Raw genomic sequence first — 17,413 nt, forward strand, 5'->3', positions numbered from 1 at the left:
TCAGTTTATAAAAAAGCGGCATCTATTGGTTCCCAAAGCTCAATTTTATTACCATCTAAATCTACTATCCAACCGAACTTTCCATATTCATATTCCTCAAATTTGTCAATAACGGTAACACCTTCTTTTTTTAAAGCCTCTAAAAGTTCAACTAAATTTTCTACTCTATAATTGAACATAAAATCTTTTTTGGAAGGCTCAAAATAATTAGTATCTTTTTTAAAAGGACTCCATTGTGTGGAACATTTATTGCCTTCTTCGTCTTTCCACCAAAAAGTACAACCCCATTGGTCTGTATTAAAGCCTAAATGTTTTTTATACCAATCTTTTGTCGCTGTGGGATCTTCAGTTTTAAAAAATAGACCTCCAATACCTGTTACTCGTTTTTTCATATTTTATTTTTTTATAACTTTTTCATAAATTTCTATCCACTCATCAGCTGTCATTTTTTTAACTAACTCTTCGATGAGCTCATAAGGAATTTCATCTATTTTTTTAAAACGAATACAACTTTTACCCATATCTAATTTTCGTTTACAATGTTTGGGATATTCACTTACAAACCAATCCAACAATTCTTTTTTAGCATAAATTCCACTATGATACAAATTAATGGAGTTTTTTTGCGAAGCTACATTCATAAAGGGTAAAGGCAGCTTTGGGTCGCAATGGTATCCATCCGGATATTTGGAATGGGGTACATAATATCCAATCATACTGTAATTAATACCTTCTTCAAACCCTTTGGGGAGGTTTTCTAAAATTGTTTTTCTTAGTTTTTTAACTGGCTCTTGTCTTTCTTCTGGTATTTGATCGATATAATCGTCGACCGATGTTGCTTTGTATTGCATAAAGTATCGCTTAAATATACAGGCAACAAGTTAAGAAAATTTTGCTTTTACCTTATCAACTATAGTTTGGGCAAGTTTTTTATGGCTCTCTGTTGTCCAGCCAGCCACATGTGGCGATAGAATTACATTCTCTGCTTTTATCAAATATTGAAAGGCATCAGGCATTTTGTTTTCCGTAAATAAATCCTCAAAAGATGATTTTTCGTATTCCAACACGTCCAGTCCAGCTCCCAAAATTTTGCTCGACTTTAAGGCATCTACCAAATCAGCTGTCACCACGTTTTTGCCCCTAGCGGTATTGATAAGCCAAAACGGTTTGGCAAAGGCATTGATAAATTCTGCATTTATTATATTAATAGTTAACGGTGTTTGTGGAGTGTGCAAACTTATAACATCGGCTTTTTGTTGCAGTACTTTTAATCCGACTTGAGTTGCATTTTCATCACCCACGTTTGGTTTTATATCATAACAAAGCACTTCAACGTTAAATCCTCGTAGTTTTTTGGCAAAGGATTTTCCCATATTACCGTAACCTATTATACCAATAGTTTTTCCGTCTAATTCTAGTCCGCGATTCGCTTCTCTAAGCCATTTCCCTTCTCTTACTTCTTTATCGGCTTTATTGAGTTTGTTAAATAATGAGAGTAACATGCCCAGCGTATGTTCCCCAACGGCATTTCTATTCCCTTCTGGTGCTGCAATAAGCTCAATATTTTTCGACTTGGCATATTCTGTATCAATATTTTCCAGACCAGCACCTACACGAGCAATAAATTTTAAATTTTTGGTGCTGTCTATAAATGTTTTATCAATAGTAAAACGACTTCGAATAATTAAACCTTGGTAGTCTTTAATTTTTTCTTCAATACTTTTTTTGGGTGAAGTGAAGTCTTCATCACAGGTAAACCCCAAGTTTTCTAAACTCTTTTTTAGTATGGGATGGTTACTGTCTAAAAAAAGTATTTTCATTTAAGTTTAAGTGAATTTTAGACCTCACAGGTTTTATAAAACCTATGAGGTCTTCATAATATAAAACACCCAAAGATATTAAATCTTTGGGTGTTTTTATTTATTAATTGCTACAACGGTTCATCCCTTTGGGAAGGGCTGGGCTTTTAATTGTTTAATGCCTCCGCTCCACCAACAATTTCTAAAATCTCGTTTGTAATAGCAGCTTGACGTGCTTTGTTATAAGTTAACAATAAATCATCACGCAACTCAGTAGCGTTATCAGTTGCTTTGTGCATAGCGGTCATTCGTGCTCCGTGCTCTGAAGCAAAAGAATCACGTACCGCTTTGTACAATTGTGTTTTTAATGATTTAGGAATTAAACCTTCAATAATTTCTATTTTAGAAGGTTCGAAAATATAATCTAAATTCACATTATTATCACTTGTTTCAGCCACAATCGGCAAAAACTGTTCGTTTGTGGTAATTTGAGTGGCAGCGTTTTTAAATCGATTATATACAATTTCAATTCTATCATAAGAACCGTCGGCATATTGTTCCATTAAAGATTCAGCAATTTTTGCCGTATTTTCAAAAGTTAATTCGTCATACAACTCACTATTATTAGCAATTACATTATGCTTTTTTGATAGTAAATCGTTTGCTTTTTTGCCGATAGTTACGATATCTACTTTTTGATTGGTATAGGTGGTATGTATAATATCCAAGGCTTTTTTAATAACTGAAGAATTGAACGCACCACAAAGCCCTCTGTTGGAAGTTATCACAACCAAAAGAACATTGTTTACCTCTCTATTTTGAGCATAAACGCTTCCCACATCACCCTCTAAAGTAGCACTCAAGCTTTGCAATAGTTCCGTCAATTTATTAGAATAAGGACGCATAGCAGTAATTGCATCTTGTGCTTTTTTCAACTTAGCGGCAGATACCATTTTCATGGCACTGGTAATCTGCATGGTTGAACCAATAGATGTAATTCTGTTTCGTATTTCTTTTAAATTTGCCATTTAATTTTAATTATACTTCGCAGATAATTCTTTAGCAGTATTTTCTAATACAGCAAGTGCCTCATCAGTTAATTTACCTGATTTTAGAGTGTCTAATGTGTCTCTGTGTTTTGCATTTAAATAATGTAAAAACTCTTTTTCAAATTCTTTTACTTTCTCTACGGGAACATCTCTCAGCAAGTTTTTAGACCCTGCATAAATAATTGCTACTTGATCTTCAACTGTAAAAGGATCGTTTTGAGCCTGTTTTAGAATCTCAACATTTCGCTTACCTTTTTCAATTACATTCATCGTAGCAGCATCTAAATCAGAACCAAATTTTGCAAAAGCTTCTAATTCACGATATTGAGCTTGGTCTAACTTCAAAGTACCCGCTACTTTTTTCATTGATTTAATTTGAGCATTACCACCCACACGAGATACAGAAATACCTACATTAATCGCTGGTCTTACACCGGAGTTAAATAAATCAGATTCTAAAAATATTTGTCCGTCCGTAATCGAAATTACGTTTGTTGGAATATATGCTGATACGTCACCAGCCTGTGTTTCAATAATTGGTAATGCGGTTAAAGAACCACCACCTTTTACTAAATCTTTTATAGAATCAGGTACATCGTTCATTTGCTGAGCAATAGTATCATCATTAATGATCTTTGCTGAACGTTCTAGTAATCTTGAGTGTAAATAAAATACATCACCTGGGTATGCTTCACGACCTGGGGGTCTTCTTAACAACAACGAAATCTCACGATAAGCTACTGCTTGTTTAGATAAATCATCATATATAATTAATGCCGGACGACCGGTATCTCTAAAATATTCACCAATAGCAGCACCTGCCATTGGAGCATATACTTGCATAGGTGCTGGGTCAGAAGCATTTGCGGCTACAATAGTTGTATAAGCCAATGCACCACGTTCTTCAAACATACTGGCGATAGCTGCAACGTTTGATCCTTTTTGACCTATAGCAACATAGATACAATATACCGGCTCACCTGCGTCATAAAATTCTTTTTGATTTAAAATGGTATCTAAAGCAACAGTTGATTTACCTGTTTGACGGTCACCAATAATCAATTCACGTTGACCTCTACCCACGGGAATCATAGCGTCAATAGCTTTGATACCAGTTTGTAACGGTTCAGTAACAGGCTCACGATAAATTACACCTGGAGCTTTACGCTCTAAAGGCATTTCATAAGTTTTACCCGTAATTGGTCCTTTTCCGTCAATGGGCTCACCTAAAGTGTTTACAACTCTTCCCACAATACCTTCTCCTACACGTAATGATGATATTCTTTCCGTACGTTTAACAGTGGCACCTTCTTTAATTTCGGTTGAGTCTCCTAATAATACAACACCAACATTGTCTTCTTCTAGGTTCAATACCATACCTTCCAATCCGCCTTCGAATTCAACCAATTCACCATACTGTACGTTGGCTAGACCGTAAACACGTGCAATACCATCACCTATTTGTAATACGGTACCTACTTCATCTAAAGATGCCTTACCATCAAAACCTGCTAATTGTTGTTTTAAAATTGCTGATACTTCAGCTGGATTTATTGTTGCCATTTAATTATTTTTTATTAAAACTTTGGTACGTAAAGATTATGTTCAAATTCCCTACGTAAATTATTTATTTTTCCTGAAATACTTGCGTCAAACTGTTGATCTCCAACACGCAAAATAAACCCACCAATAATTGATGGGTCTATGGTATTTTCTATATGTACTTTTTTGCCTACAATTTCTTTAATTTTAGCCAATACTTTTTCTTCTAACGCCTTAGTCAACGGAACAGCCGTAGTAACTTTTGCTACTTGAGCACCTTTGTGAAGGTCATAAATGAGAGTATATTGTTTTGCAATTTGAGCCAATATGGGTAATCTTTTATTGTCAATTAGTTGATCTATTAAGCTTATTGATGTTGTATTAAGATTTTTAAATATTGATAACAGGGCAGCTTTTTTAACCTTTATTTTGATAATAGGACTACTCAACATCACTTGCAATTCTTTACTGCCTTCAATGGTATTGGCGATAGAATGCATATCATCATTTATGGTATCAGCATTTCTTAAGTCTAAGGATAGACTTAAAACCGCTTTGGCATATCTTATCGCAGCTCTAGATTCTTTCATCTGTTAATTCAATTTTACTTCAGTCAACATGCTTTCTACCAATTTTTCTTGTTTGTCTTTGTTAGAAAGTTGTTCTTTTAATACTTTTTCTGCGATGTCTATAGAAAGATCTGCTACTTGATTTTTTAAATCAGTTATTGCAGCTAGTTTTTCGTTTTGAATTGTACTTTTAGCCTGCTCAATAATTTTATTGGCTTGTGCTTTGGCTTCATCTTTTGCTTCTGAGATTACATTATTTTTCATCTCTCTGGCTTCCTTAAGCATGGCATCTCTTTCTGCACGGGCTTCCTTTAAAATTTTTTCATTGTCAGATTTTAAATTTTGCATTTCCTGACGGGCTTTATCAGCTTCTAATAATGCATTTTTTATAGAATCCTCTCTTTCGCTTACTGCACCTAAAATAGGTTTCCAAGCAAACTTTCTAAGAAGAAACAATAAAATAAGAAAGGTTATACCAGTCCAAAAAACGAGTCCAAATCCGGGAGTTACTAAATCCATATTCTATTTTTTTGTATTAATTTTAAACAAAAAATAAAAGTGTAACCAACCGTTACACTTTTATTTCTTTTTACTTAAGAAATGATACTACCACCGCAAATAACGCAACCGCCTCAACGAAGGCAGCTAAAATTAAAGCAGAAGATTGAATCTTTCCATGCATTTCTGGTTGACGTGCCATGGCTTCCATCGCTTGCCCTCCAATTTTACCAATACCGATACCAGCTCCAATAGCCGCTAAACCAGCTCCAATAGCTGCGATAGATCCTACGTCCATAGCTTCGGTGGCTTGTAATAATGCTAAACTCATAGTTTAAAATATTTAAAATTAATTATTAATGATTAATGATGTTCTTCTTCTGTTGCCATCCCAAAATAAAGGGCAGACAATACTGTAAATATATAGGCTTGTATAGCCGTTACGATAATTTCAATAACTGTAATAAATAATGCAAAAGCAACGGAAACAGGTGCTACCGCCATTGATTTAAATACAAAAATTAAGGACATTAATGCTAATATAATGATATGACCTGCAGTAATGTTAGCAAACAAACGTATCATTAAAGAGATTGGTTTTACCAACATTCCAATAATTTCTATTGGCATAAGAAAAATTTTCATGGGCACAGGTACGCCCGGCATCCAAAAAATATGTTTCCAATAGTTTTTATTACCTACCAATGTTGTTATTATAAATGTAAATAGTGCTAAGGTAAACGTAAAGGCAATATTACCACTAACGTTTGCTCCATTTATAATAGGTATTAAACCAAATATATTATTAATCCAAACAAAGAAGAAGATGGTTAATAAATAAGGCATATATCTTTTATAAGTTTTTTCGCCAATCATGGGTACTGCAATTTCATCTCTTACAAAAACCACTAAAGGCTCAACAAAACTGGCAATACCTTTTGGTACAAAATTTTCTGATTTTTTATAACGTCTAGCTGCACCAATAAAAATAAGTAGTAAAACCAATACGGAAACCCACATCATGAATACATTTCTGGTTATAGAAAAGTCTAAAGGTTTCGAGGCATTTGTAGGATGGTGTTCAGCATCAAAAGTAACTGAAGTTTCGCCATCATTTAACTGATAAATTTTTTCGTGAAGATTTACAAATTTTTGACCATTCTTTTCTACAATGTGCTTGCCAGAATAGTCATGATGAAATTCTGAAGACATAAATGTTGTTAAGCCATTATCTGTCCATAAAATTACGGGAAGTGAAATGGAAACTGGGTGACCGTTCCAATCCCAAAGGTGAAAGCCATGAGCATCTTTTACGTGATGCATAATCATTTCTTTAGGATCAAACTTTTCGTCGCTAGTTTTTTCTTCAGCAGAAGCAAATCCGTTAAGTGAAACAGAGAATAATAGTGCTAGTAAAAAAATTCTAAAGGTATTGATTTGCATTACGTATTCAATTAAAAAAATGTCTCTTAAAATTCCGTGCAAATGTACGGACATTTAATTAAATGGCAAACAATATTTAATTATAAATTTTAGGTAAATGTTTAGAAGAAAAATTGTTATTTATTATTCAATAAATTGCTAATAAAATACACTTCAAAGGCTAAAAAGCAAAAATAAGGAATAAAGAAATTGAATACATCAGGTTTTTTGTTTTCAAAGTCTGAAAGTAGTAATGGGAGTAAAAATAAAATGGCAATTATCATTTTTAGCAAAGTAGTTACCATAAAGGTATTAAAAACCTGTGTTTTGCCTTCAGAATGTTTGTAGTTAACTATACCGTAAATAGCAAAAGTTATTAAGACATGAAACGCATAAATTTGCCATAATGGAAAGAAATAGATACTTTCAACAAAGTAATGAAATAAATAGCTATGTATAGCAAAAATTACTATTGTAAAAAACAATAGCTTTATTAAAAAAGAACTTTGTCTTTTCTTAAAAATGGAATTCATTTAATTATCATCTTTAGAAGCCGAGGTTATTTGTCTAATTACAAAGTAGATTGAAATTAAAACAGAGACCAAAGATAATATAATTGTATATATATTGTGTTTGTTTGGATAAAGTTCATCCAGTTTTACACCAGCAAATGAACCAATACCAATAATAGCAAACATTTGTATGGCTATACCAGAATATCTTGCGTAGGTGTTAAGCTGTTTTTTCGGCTTTTCGTTGTTGTTCTTGATTTCGTTGTTGCTGTTGTTGGTTTCGTTGTTGCTGCTCATTTCTAAGTGCTTTTATATTGCCTTTCATGTTACAAGAAGCATTAAAATTAGCACCGGGCTCAACAGAAAGTTTTCCTAGCACAACTTCACCATTAATAGTGGCCGTTGCTTTTAAAGATAATAATTCGTCAACATTTAAATTGCCAGAGAATTTACCTTCAATATCGGCATTACTACAATCTATTGTACCATCAACTAAACCTTCTTTACCAATAACAACCCTGCCTGAGGTTTTAATAGTGCCTTTAACGTTACCATCAATTCTAAAATCACCATCAGATTTAATATCACCTACAAACGAGGAGTTTTTACCAATAATATTCCGTTCTAATACTTGTCCTGGGTTTGTCTTTTTTTCAGAAAACATAATTTCAAATTTTTTAATTTACACTCCGTTTTTTTAACTTTTTATCACTTGTAGGGGAGTAATAAAATTTTCTTTTCTTAGCAGGTACTATTTTTCTGAATTTGCTTTGTTACTATCAAAATTTTCTAAGATTTCAACAGCACGTTTGCCTTCTTCAGTATTTGGATAACTTAAAGCAACATAACTTAAGGCTTCTTTAAACGCTTCAGCCCCGATAGTTTTCATTAAAATATGAGCCTTTAACAACTCAAACTTTGGTATAATAGGTTCGTCCTTGAACTGCTCAATTGCCTTTTCTGCTTTTTGATAGGCTTCAACATAATGTTGAAAATCATAATCACAATAGATAGAGTTATAAATAGCCTCGGGCGAATTAATATCGTTGGTAGCCAACACTTTATCAGGATTTAGGATAATATTAGCATACCTAGATTCTGGATAATTAGAAACGACTACATTTTTGTATTTATTACTTTTTGTCTCATCAAAATTAGCATAAATTTTGTACAAATGATAATTTATTGGAAGAATTAATTTTTCAACTGGTTTAAAAGTCAATAATTTTTCTAATCGTTCGGCAGCTAATAGATATTCTTTAAACTGTTCATTGTAAATAACACCCAAGTTGTAATAGGCGTCGTTACGCAAATGAGTTATACTGTCCAATTCACTTTTTTCTGTAGGTATTCTACTAATATAATAATCTAGCTCATACTTTTTAGAGCTGTCAAAATCATTTGCTATTGCTAACAATTCTTTCTTTTTGGTATCTTGACTGCTTATCTTTTTAGCAGAAATACGCCAATTGTCTTCTAAGGCTCTATTGCCCCAAGCTCTTTTAAATTCTTGTTTACCAAATCCAACAACATTGTTATTATAAAAATAAAATTTACCTCCTTTAGACCCGCTTTTTGAAGTATCGTCGGTTAAGTTACCAAATCCTGTTGTGCTCGTAAGTGAGTTTTCCAATTTTATTTTAGCCAATTCATCCACTTTTTTAATACTGTCAATGTATTGTTGATAGAATGCTTCTTGTTCAGCTTTTGGCAAAGCGGCAATTTTCAAAATACTATCATTCGTGTTTGCTAAAGTTTCGTAAGTGATTACTTCTTCCAGACTTTCACGTTTTCTAACTAGACGTCTTATGCGTTTTTCATTTGCATTTTTGGTTATGGCAATTATACTATCATAGTAAGCACCAGCCAATTCAAATTTAGCTTTGTCAAAATAAATATTGCCAATAGCTTCATAAGTTAATTCTTTTTGATATTTCTTTGCATTAGGAGTTCTCAACGATTTTTCAAAATCATCTAAAGCAATTTTAATACTGTCATTTTGAGCTTCTATTAGTCCTTTTTGATAATGTAGTTCATCTAAAAAGGGTCTATTATCCCTATTTTTAATTAACTTTTTTAATCGGGTTAAAATCAGTTCTGTACTATCTTCTTTAGTGTAGTTTTTTGCCCTGTCTATTTCAGCATGGACTTGATAGCGTAACGGAGCCTTTTTAAAACTCATCAATTTTTCAAAATAGATGTTTGACGAATCTCTTTTTTGTTCGTTTCTGTATAACTGACCTAAAATAAATAGGTTACGAGATTTTTGTTTAGGATCGACTGAAAATAATACTGCACTATCCAAATGCTTTATTACTAAATGCGAACTGTCTAAAGCTTGATATGCCATTGCCATTGTGGTATGACCATCTTCAACCAATTCTAACGGTAAGTTTAGATTTTTTAATAAATATTGTAGGGTTTCAATAGCCAGTTCTTCATTTTGTAAACGAACCAATGTTTTGGCTTGCCAAACCCGGGTTTCGTCTTTTAAATCGTTTTCAGTATAATTTTCGAGGACAAAATTAAAAGCTTCAAGAGCTGGCACAAAGCGTTGCGAATAATACCTCGATTTACCCAACAACAAATACGCATCGTCAATTTGACGGTTACGTTCTTTGCCGTCAATATCCATTCCATGTTTTTGAATGGCTTTTACCGCTTTTTCTTCGGCACGGTCAAAACCAGTTGCGGTACTTTCTGTGTCTTCATTATTGTCTTTTGGAGGTGCTGTAGGGTTTATGATAATTTCCACTTGTTCCTCTTCAATTTTTAAAGGTTCAATAGGTAAGAGTTCCCAAAAATTATCAGCATAATCATCGTCTAATTGCAGTTTAGCCTGGTCAAAGGCTACTTGACCATTGTACAAAACATTATACTTGGTAGAAAGTGCGTGCATGTTTCTACTAACAATATTGTTTTTTTTAGTTGAGCAACTAAAAAATAACACTAAAAACGCACTAAGGAAAAGCCAGAGGAAAAACTTTTTAATCAAAATCTAGATTTGTCTAGTAGTGTAACTAAAAATTTTGAGGTTTATTGTATGAAGTAATTGAAAAATTGAAAATAGATTTAATTTATCAAAAAATGGTCATTATTGAAAAGCCCTCCCTTATGGAGGTTCGGGTGGGCTTCTTACACCGAAAAATGTCCTTCTAATTCTTTTAAAGTGGCAGCAGAAGTTTCAATGTCTTTAATCAATTCTCCTTTTTCAAGTACCACTATACGTTCGCACACTTCGGTAACGTGACCTAAATCATGGCTAGAAATCAAAACCGTAGCTTTATTTTCATCAGTCAAGGATTTTAATAATTTTTTAAGCCTGATTTGTGTAGTTGGATCTAGATTTGCAAAAGGTTCGTCTAAAATAATTACTTCTGGATTTCCGATTAGTGCGGCAACAATACCCGCTTTTTTCTGATTTCCTTTGGACAGATCGCGTAAATATTTACGTTTTCCAAGAATTTCGCCGTTGAATAGCTCTTCAAATGGTTGTAAAAAAGTATCAACATCGGCTTTGTTCATACCACGTAATTCGCCTATGAAATAGAAATATTCTTCGGGTGTAAGGTAACCGATCAAAAAACTTTCATCAATAAAAGCAGCTGTAAAAGGTTTCCAATCTTCACTTTTGTCCACTTGAATTTCATTATTAACTATTGAACCCGTAGTCGGTTGAATAAGGTCTAATAGCAAGTTGAAAAAAGTGGTCTTTCCTGCACCGTTATTTCCTACCAACCCAAAAGATTGTCCTTTAGGAATTTCCAATGCATCCAATTGCAATACCGTTGTCTGTCCGTATTTTTTTGAGATATCTGTTGCTTTAATCATAATAATTTAGTTGTCCTGCTCGAAAGCATTAATCATTTTATATTTTGTATCTATATATCTTTTGGCAATACTTGTCATTATTTTTTGATGGAAAACAATACCAACAATTCCCAAAATAATAAGTGTGGCAATTCCTGCCTCAAAACTGATGAGTTTATATGGTAAATAAAAGAAAATCATTGGGATGAATAATAGCGGAAAGCCAATAATCCATTGTACAGCACCAGTACCTTGGTAGTTAAAAGCTGCTCGTTGGGTTAAATCAATTTTTTTTCTGTTAAATGAACCTCCATATAATAATAGATGTGAGTTTATGCCAATATTATAAACCATAGCGGCAAAATGTACTAATAAAACTTTCCATCCAAAATACACATACGGTATACTTATAACAAACATTAAAATAGCACTCATCATCATCAATGTATATTTTGAGCTGAGGTATTCTTTGTATTTAATATTTTGGCTCATCAGCAATTTATAATAACCACTATCCCAAGCAGGAATGAATTGCCCAAAATTTATCATAAAAATTCCAGTAACGAAAATGCCTACAAAAACATAAAAAGCTGGCATATTTTGATAAGTAGGGTTTGGGTAAAAGATGAGCCCATAGAACAACCCTAGAACTACAATAAAAATTGAAGAACGAGGTCTTTTATTCCGCCATAATAATTTTAAATCGAGTTGTAAAAACGGTGCAATGGCACCAAACCTGCGTGTCCATGCCATATCTGTGGTAGTGGCCACTTGCGTTTTCGCTTTTAATGATTGATCAATATATAATTTCTGTTTTAAGATTGTATAGTTTACATAATATAATAATGCTAAAATACTCAACGGAATAACCAATAATAACGGATTGGCAGTGATAGTATTTACAGCACTACCAACCAAATCGGTAAAAGAAATAACATTAAAATAGTTTAATCCAAACAATATACCCGCAAATGCAAGGATTGGTAAAAAAGACAATTCTGTTTCTGCGGATTTACTTTCAATAATAAAATTCAAAAAGTTGGTAATTAAGGTAAGTATTATCAATAAGAACATCCATGTAAAAACTACAGAAGCACCATATCCATTAAAAAGCAAAATAATACCAAAAGGAATAATCGTAAATAAGGGCAAAAAATTAAAAAACGAAATTGCCGATCTGCCCAAAATATAATGTAAAATTTTATTACGTTTTAATGGCAGTGTCAACAATGGCTTAATATTCATTACTGGTAATTTCTGGAAGAAAAATCGCATTAATAAATCACCTAACAACCAATAAAACAGGAATCCGTTAACAATTAACAAAGCGTCTTGATTTGGAAACTGGTCCTTTAATAATGGATAAAGCCCGAATCCCAATCCTAAAAATATTAAAATAAAATATAAAGCAAAAAATACCATTAAAATATTTAATGCCATACTCTTTTGCCAATATGAAGAACGGAAAAACTGTTTCCATTGTAAGCTAAAAAAACGTGAGATCATGTTGTTGATTTGGTGTTATTAGTAGGTGAAATTGTATTAATGTTACAAACTTTTTACAAGTAAACTAAAAAAATAAGCAAAACCCCTCCGTCCCGAATACTCGGGACACCTCCCCTTTAAAATAAGGGGAGGAGCTATTTATTTTACAATTTTACTCGAAAGAATTTAATAATTTAAATGAATCGCATTTGCATTACAAGCAAATTGACCTTTGTCAGTCTCATTTTTAAAAACTAAAAACAAATTTTCCACTCCATTTGTTGGTGCTATTTTTATAACATACGTTTTTAAATTATCTTTCTGCTTACTATAATATCCTAATTTGGTCTGCCCTAATATTTCGCCATCAACACTACCTTTTCGTATTTCAAGTAAACCATCATATTCATAATTTTTGCCATAATAGGCAGTGAAATTAATACTTTTTAAACCTGTAAAATCGACTTGATTGTATTTGAAATAAGAATTGTGTTTAACGGAACCGACTAAGGAATTTCCTCCAGCTTGCCAATTACCAAGTCCAGCACTTCTTTCATCAGCTTGTTGAGCTTCAAAATAAGGTGCTTTAAAAATGAGTTGGTTTCTAGCGGTTAATTCAGCATTTTCTAAACCTTCTTTGCCTTTATCGGTGTAAGAAGCAGTTAAAATATAAACTCCGTTTTTATCGGAAGTTTTGTGTTTGTCAAATGATAATGTTCCCGACAAGGGTAACATTTTTTCGTTTACATCATCTAATTTTAATGATAAAATATAATCTACAATTTTTTGGGCGTCATTATTACTCAAAGTTGGGTGAGCTACCATCGCAGTTTCTCCCCAAACACCAGAGCCACCATTAATAATTTTATCAATTAAATAACCCGTATTTTTTTTGTTATACTTTTTGGAAATTTCTCTATAACTAGGGCCATTTACCTTTTTATCTGTAGCATGACAAGCTTTGCAGTCAGCGTTTTCAATTATGGTTTTACCTTCGGGATCTATTACTTGTTGATGACCAATTGTAGCCTTAACCATATCTTTACCTTGTGGGATGTAATTCAAAGTAACCTTAACATCTTTAGGGTTTATGGTGCCATTTTCAGTACTGCCGTCTTGTTTATCGGTTGCAGAAATCTCATAATCTATTGTTTTACCTTTCCAATAAAAATGATTAGTCGTATTCGTTTTTAAGGTTAACTCCGGTACATCATTGCCTACTAATATTTTTGTTGTAGCTGTTGAACTTTCCCCTTGTTTGTCTACAACTTTTAAACTGACCTCGTATGTGCCTAGTTTGTCAAAAGTAAAGGTGGGATTTGTTTCGGTGGATTGCACCTTGTCGTTAAAAGACCATTCGTAGGTCAACTCATCATTATCATAATCTTCTGATGAATCTCCAGTAAAGGTTAGCGTTAACGGCTCACCACCAACAGTTTTATCGGTTTTTATTCTGGCAATAGGTTTTCGGTTGCCCTTTTTATATTCAATTCTGTTCAAGCGGGCATCAAGGTTTCTTGTATTCCATGATTGACCATATTCGAGAACATACATATTACCATCTGAGCCAAAAATCATATCCATTGGGTGCGAAAACTCGGAATTAGGCATAAAAGGTTCTGCTTTTACATAATCGTGGTTATCATCTAAGGTGACTACATAAATCCAATCTCGCATCCATTCGTACAAGAATAATTTATTTTCAAAATATTCGGGAAAAGGTTGTTTGGCATCAGGGAAATCAGCTGCATGAAATACTGGGCCCGACATAGGGTTTACACCGCCTATTCCCAGCCATGGAAACTCTTCAGAAGCATCATAAGAATACCAAATTTGCGATTCTTGCACAGGAGGAAGTTTTCTAAGTCCCGTATTATTTGGAGAGTCGTTTATAATGTTGTTGGGATCAAATTTTGGCCCTGAGACATTTGTTGTAAAATCAAAATCGTTATACGTTTGGTTATCGCCACGAGTATATGGCCATCCGTAAAATCCAGCTTTTCGAGCTTGGTCAAACTCTCCCATTCCTTTTGGCCCTCTATTGGGTCTTCCTTTTCCAGCATCTGGGCCAACATCACCCCAATAAATAAAGCCTGTTTTGCTGTCAACCGACATTCTAAAGGGGTTTCTATTACCCATGATGTAAATTTCAGGACGCGTTTTTTCAGTACCCACAGGAAATAAATTTCCTTCTGGAATAGAATAGGTGCCATCATCCTCAGGTTTTATACGGAGAATTTTTCCGCGTAGGTCATTGGTATTTCCCGCAGATTTTTGGGCATCCCATAAGGCTCTTCCTTCTCGCTCATCAATAGGAGCAAATCCAGCAGATTCAAATGGATTAGTATTGTCACCAACGGTAATGAATAAATTACCATTAGGACCAAATTCCAAAGATCCGCCACTATGGCAACATTTTCTAATTACATCTATAGTTAAGAGAACTTTTTCAGAACTAATATCTAATGAATCATTCACCAAATTAAAACGAGAAATGTGTTGAATAGGTTCGTCACCAGGTTTAGAATAAAAAAGATAAATCCAATTGTTTTTTTCATAATTTGGATCAACTGCTAAACCTAATAGACCATCTTCGTTACCGTAAAACACATCAAGTTTTGTAATTTCTTTTGTCTTATTTTCCTTAAAATCATATAATTTTAAATTACCGCGACGTTCAACAAACAGAATTCCCTTACCGGGAACTTCGTCCAACTCCATAGGCTCATCTAAATTAAAATCTAGTACAGTTCTTACAAATCTATTTTCTTCAGGGATTTTTTGAGTAGTAGCTTTTCCGTAATCTAAGGTATTGTTACCAATGGCATAATTTATTCCACCTAATAAATGGTTAAGAAATTTAGGATTCTTGTAAGTTTCATCAGTATGTCCCATTTCTGTGTAAAAGGCTTTGCCACCATCATAATCGTGATACCAACTTATGGGGTGGTTTTCTCCATTCTCACCTCCTTCATAAGAGTTTTCATCAATTTTTATAAGTACGTTAATATCAGGGTTGATATTCTTAAAATTATACCATTCATCACTTTTTACCCAAGTGCTATCCAAATGTTTTGTAGATGTATGTTTTCTATCAATTACATTCAAAGTTGCTTCTTGAATTTTTGGGTGATTCTTGAAATAAGCACCCACTAACTTGCCGTACCAAGCCCAATCGTATTCTGTATCCGTAGCTGAATGAACCCCTACAAAACCACCTCCAGCTTGGATATAACGTTCAAAATGAGACTGCTGGGTTGGGTTTAAAACATCACCAGTTGTATTTAAGAATATAACTGCTGAATACGTTTTTAATTTTTCTTCGCTAAAAAAGTCAGCATTTTTTGTAGTGTCTACTATAAAACCATTTTCTGACCCCATTTTTTGTAAGGCTGCAATTCCGGCAGGAATTGAACCATGAACATGTCCAGCTGTTTTACTAAAAACCAGCACTTTTTTTTCTTTGGATTTTGGGGTACACGAAAAAGCCATTATTAAGACAATAACGGCAGCTAATTTTAAGATATATTTCATTTTTGGAATTGCTTAGTACACAAATGTACCAAATTCACTTTTAATAGTTAGTTTTTTGCTTGGAGAAGCCCCAACTTTTCCAATAATTTGAGCGTCAACATTAAAAGAATTAGAAATTTTTATAATATCCTCAGCTATTTTTTCAGGTAGGTACAATTCCATTCTGTGGCCGCAATTAAATACCTGATACATTTCTTTCCAATCCGTATTTGATTGTTCTTGAATCAATTGGAATAAAGGAGGTATGTCAAACAAATTGTCTTTTATGATATGTAAATTGTCGATAAAATGTAAAATTTTGGTTTGGGCACCACCACTGCAATGTACCATTCCACTGATTTGAGAACGGTGTTTTTTCAATATTTCACTGATAATAGGTGCGTAAGTTCTTGTTGGAGAAAGTACCAGCTTACCCGCATCTATTGGCGAATTTTCTATAGTATCCGTAAGTTTTACATTGCCAGAATATACCAAATCTTCTGGTACGGCATGGTCATAACTTTCAGGATATTTGTCAGCCAAATACTTTCCAAAAACATCATGACGGGCAGAAGTTAGGCCGTTACTGCCCATTCCGCCATTGTATTCGGTTTCGTAAGTTGCCTGACCAAAAGAAGAAAGCCCAACAATGACATCGCCGGCTTTAATATTGGCGTTATCGATCACATCACTACGCTTCATTCTTGCGGTAACTGTAGAGTCCACGATAATAGTTCTGACCAAGTCACCTACATCTGCAGTTTCGCCTCCGGTAGATTTTATGGTAACACCGTGTTTTTCTAAATCGGAAATCAATTCTTCGGTACCGTTGATTATGGCAGAAATTACTTCTCCAGGTATTAAATTTTTATTCCGACCAATTGTTGAAGACAATATTATATTATCAGTTGCCCCAACACAAAGTAAATCATCAATATTCATAATCAATGCGTCTTGGGCTATGCCTTTCCATACAGAAATGTCTCCCGTTTCCTTCCAATACATATAGGCTAATGACGATTTTGTTCCCGCCCCGTCGGCATGCATAACAAGACAATAATCATTATCATTGGTCAGGTAATCGGGGACTATTTTACAGAATGCTTTTGGGAAAAGCCCTTTGTCTATATTACTTATGGCTTTGTGTACATCTTCTTTTGATGCAGAAACGCCTCTGAGGTTATATCGTTGGTCTGAAGATGAACTCATTTTTT

17 protein-coding genes are annotated in these 17,413 nt (G+C 33.6%); all 17 read right to left on the reverse strand.

Annotation, left to right across the window (positions count from 1 at the left end; translation table 11 throughout):
- Positions 1 to 5 precede the first annotated feature (5 nt).
- The 17 genes from U5A88_RS01470 to U5A88_RS01550 all read right to left on the reverse strand — a co-directional run bounded on the left by U5A88_RS01470 (position 6) and on the right by U5A88_RS01550 (position 17,408).
- Positions 6 to 392 carry a VOC family protein gene (locus U5A88_RS01470; protein WP_354203268.1) on the reverse strand — a complete coding sequence of 129 codons (387 nt, stop codon included), beginning with the start codon at positions 390 to 392 and terminating at the stop codon, positions 6 to 8.
- Positions 393 to 395: 3 nt separating this feature from the next.
- Entirely contained in the window at positions 396 to 851 is a 456-nt protein-coding gene (locus tag U5A88_RS01475; protein WP_354203269.1) for a DUF1801 domain-containing protein, read from the reverse strand.
- A gap of 30 nt (positions 852 to 881) precedes the next feature.
- Positions 882 to 1,820, reverse strand: coding sequence for a 2-hydroxyacid dehydrogenase (locus U5A88_RS01480; protein ID WP_354203270.1), 939 nt, complete (start codon positions 1,818 to 1,820; stop codon positions 882 to 884).
- 146 nt (positions 1,821 to 1,966) lie between these two features.
- A complete protein-coding gene (gene atpG / locus U5A88_RS01485; RefSeq protein ID WP_354203271.1) occupies positions 1,967 to 2,827 on the reverse strand; it encodes an ATP synthase F1 subunit gamma in 861 nt (286 codons plus the stop codon).
- Between the two features lie 6 nt (positions 2,828 to 2,833).
- Complete coding sequence (gene atpA / locus U5A88_RS01490) at positions 2,834 to 4,411, reverse strand: F0F1 ATP synthase subunit alpha (protein ID WP_354203272.1); 1,578 nt, start codon at positions 4,409 to 4,411, stop codon at positions 2,834 to 2,836.
- Between the two features lie 14 nt (positions 4,412 to 4,425).
- A complete protein-coding gene (gene atpH / locus U5A88_RS01495; RefSeq protein ID WP_354203273.1) occupies positions 4,426 to 4,980 on the reverse strand; it encodes an ATP synthase F1 subunit delta in 555 nt (184 codons plus the stop codon).
- 3 nt (positions 4,981 to 4,983) lie between these two features.
- Entirely contained in the window at positions 4,984 to 5,478 is a 495-nt protein-coding gene (locus U5A88_RS01500) for a F0F1 ATP synthase subunit B (RefSeq protein WP_354203274.1), read from the reverse strand.
- A gap of 70 nt (positions 5,479 to 5,548) precedes the next feature.
- Positions 5,549 to 5,755, reverse strand: a complete 207-nt coding sequence (atpE, locus tag U5A88_RS01505; RefSeq protein ID WP_117882232.1) for an ATP synthase F0 subunit C — start codon at positions 5,753 to 5,755, stop codon at positions 5,549 to 5,551.
- A gap of 65 nt (positions 5,756 to 5,820) precedes the next feature.
- A complete protein-coding gene (atpB, locus tag U5A88_RS01510; RefSeq protein ID WP_354208105.1) occupies positions 5,821 to 6,900 on the reverse strand; it encodes a F0F1 ATP synthase subunit A in 1,080 nt (359 codons plus the stop codon).
- A 116-nt stretch (positions 6,901 to 7,016) separates the two neighbouring features.
- Positions 7,017 to 7,412: a hypothetical protein gene (locus U5A88_RS01515; RefSeq protein WP_354203275.1), complete on the reverse strand. Its 396-nt coding sequence runs from the start codon at positions 7,410 to 7,412 to the stop codon at positions 7,017 to 7,019.
- Complete coding sequence (locus tag U5A88_RS01520) at positions 7,413 to 7,688, reverse strand: AtpZ/AtpI family protein (RefSeq protein ID WP_354203276.1); 276 nt, start codon at positions 7,686 to 7,688, stop codon at positions 7,413 to 7,415.
- Complete coding sequence (locus tag U5A88_RS01525; protein WP_354203277.1) at positions 7,612 to 8,055, reverse strand: bactofilin family protein; 444 nt, start codon at positions 8,053 to 8,055, stop codon at positions 7,612 to 7,614. The genes U5A88_RS01520 and U5A88_RS01525 overlap by 77 nt, the downstream gene beginning before the upstream one ends.
- Positions 8,056 to 8,142: 87 nt before the next feature.
- On the reverse strand, positions 8,143 to 10,341 hold the full coding sequence (porW, locus tag U5A88_RS01530; protein WP_451963464.1) for a type IX secretion system periplasmic lipoprotein PorW/SprE: 2,199 nt from the start codon (positions 10,339 to 10,341) through the stop codon (positions 8,143 to 8,145).
- Positions 10,342 to 10,526: 185 nt separating this feature from the next.
- Positions 10,527 to 11,222, reverse strand: coding sequence for an ABC transporter ATP-binding protein (locus U5A88_RS01535; RefSeq protein ID WP_354203279.1), 696 nt, complete (start codon positions 11,220 to 11,222; stop codon positions 10,527 to 10,529).
- Between the two features lie 6 nt (positions 11,223 to 11,228).
- Positions 11,229 to 12,707: a DUF5687 family protein gene (locus U5A88_RS01540; protein ID WP_354203280.1), complete on the reverse strand. Its 1,479-nt coding sequence runs from the start codon at positions 12,705 to 12,707 to the stop codon at positions 11,229 to 11,231.
- Positions 12,708 to 12,872: 165 nt separating this feature from the next.
- Positions 12,873 to 16,220, reverse strand: coding sequence for a ThuA domain-containing protein (locus tag U5A88_RS01545; protein ID WP_354203281.1), 3,348 nt, complete (start codon positions 16,218 to 16,220; stop codon positions 12,873 to 12,875).
- Between the two features lie 12 nt (positions 16,221 to 16,232).
- Positions 16,233 to 17,408 carry an AIR synthase related protein gene (locus U5A88_RS01550; RefSeq protein ID WP_354203282.1) on the reverse strand — a complete coding sequence of 392 codons (1,176 nt, stop codon included), beginning with the start codon at positions 17,406 to 17,408 and terminating at the stop codon, positions 16,233 to 16,235.
- Between the last annotated feature and the right edge of the window lie 5 nt (positions 17,409 to 17,413).

Source organism: Aureibaculum sp. 2308TA14-22 (assembly GCF_040538665.1).
GTDB lineage: Bacteria > Bacteroidota > Bacteroidia > Flavobacteriales > Flavobacteriaceae > Aureibaculum.

Coding starts and splice junctions, on each gene's coding strand:
- atpG (WP_354203271.1), bottom strand. CDS start 2,827: ATGGCAAATTTAAAAGAAATACGAAACAGAATTACATCTATTGGTTCA.
- U5A88_RS01520 (WP_354203276.1), bottom strand. CDS start 7,688: ATGAGCAGCAACAACGAAACCAACAACAGCAACAACGAAATCAAGAAC.
- atpB (WP_354208105.1), bottom strand. CDS start 6,900: ATGCAAATCAATACCTTTAGAATTTTTTTACTAGCACTATTATTCTCT.
- U5A88_RS01535 (WP_354203279.1), bottom strand. CDS start 11,222: ATGATTAAAGCAACAGATATCTCAAAAAAATACGGACAGACAACGGTA.
- U5A88_RS01550 (WP_354203282.1), bottom strand. CDS start 17,408: ATGAGTTCATCTTCAGACCAACGATATAACCTCAGAGGCGTTTCTGCA.
- U5A88_RS01545 (WP_354203281.1), bottom strand. CDS start 16,220: ATGAAATATATCTTAAAATTAGCTGCCGTTATTGTCTTAATAATGGCT.
- U5A88_RS01470 (WP_354203268.1), bottom strand. CDS start 392: ATGAAAAAACGAGTAACAGGTATTGGAGGTCTATTTTTTAAAACTGAA.
- U5A88_RS01515 (WP_354203275.1), bottom strand. CDS start 7,412: ATGAATTCCATTTTTAAGAAAAGACAAAGTTCTTTTTTAATAAAGCTA.
- U5A88_RS01525 (WP_354203277.1), bottom strand. CDS start 8,055: ATGTTTTCTGAAAAAAAGACAAACCCAGGACAAGTATTAGAACGGAAT.
- atpE (WP_117882232.1), bottom strand. CDS start 5,755: ATGGACGTAGGATCTATCGCAGCTATTGGAGCTGGTTTAGCGGCTATT.
- U5A88_RS01540 (WP_354203280.1), bottom strand. CDS start 12,707: ATGATCTCACGTTTTTTTAGCTTACAATGGAAACAGTTTTTCCGTTCT.
- atpH (WP_354203273.1), bottom strand. CDS start 4,980: ATGAAAGAATCTAGAGCTGCGATAAGATATGCCAAAGCGGTTTTAAGT.
- atpA (WP_354203272.1), bottom strand. CDS start 4,411: ATGGCAACAATAAATCCAGCTGAAGTATCAGCAATTTTAAAACAACAA.
- U5A88_RS01500 (WP_354203274.1), bottom strand. CDS start 5,478: ATGGATTTAGTAACTCCCGGATTTGGACTCGTTTTTTGGACTGGTATA.
- U5A88_RS01480 (WP_354203270.1), bottom strand. CDS start 1,820: ATGAAAATACTTTTTTTAGACAGTAACCATCCCATACTAAAAAAGAGT.
- U5A88_RS01475 (WP_354203269.1), bottom strand. CDS start 851: ATGCAATACAAAGCAACATCGGTCGACGATTATATCGATCAAATACCA.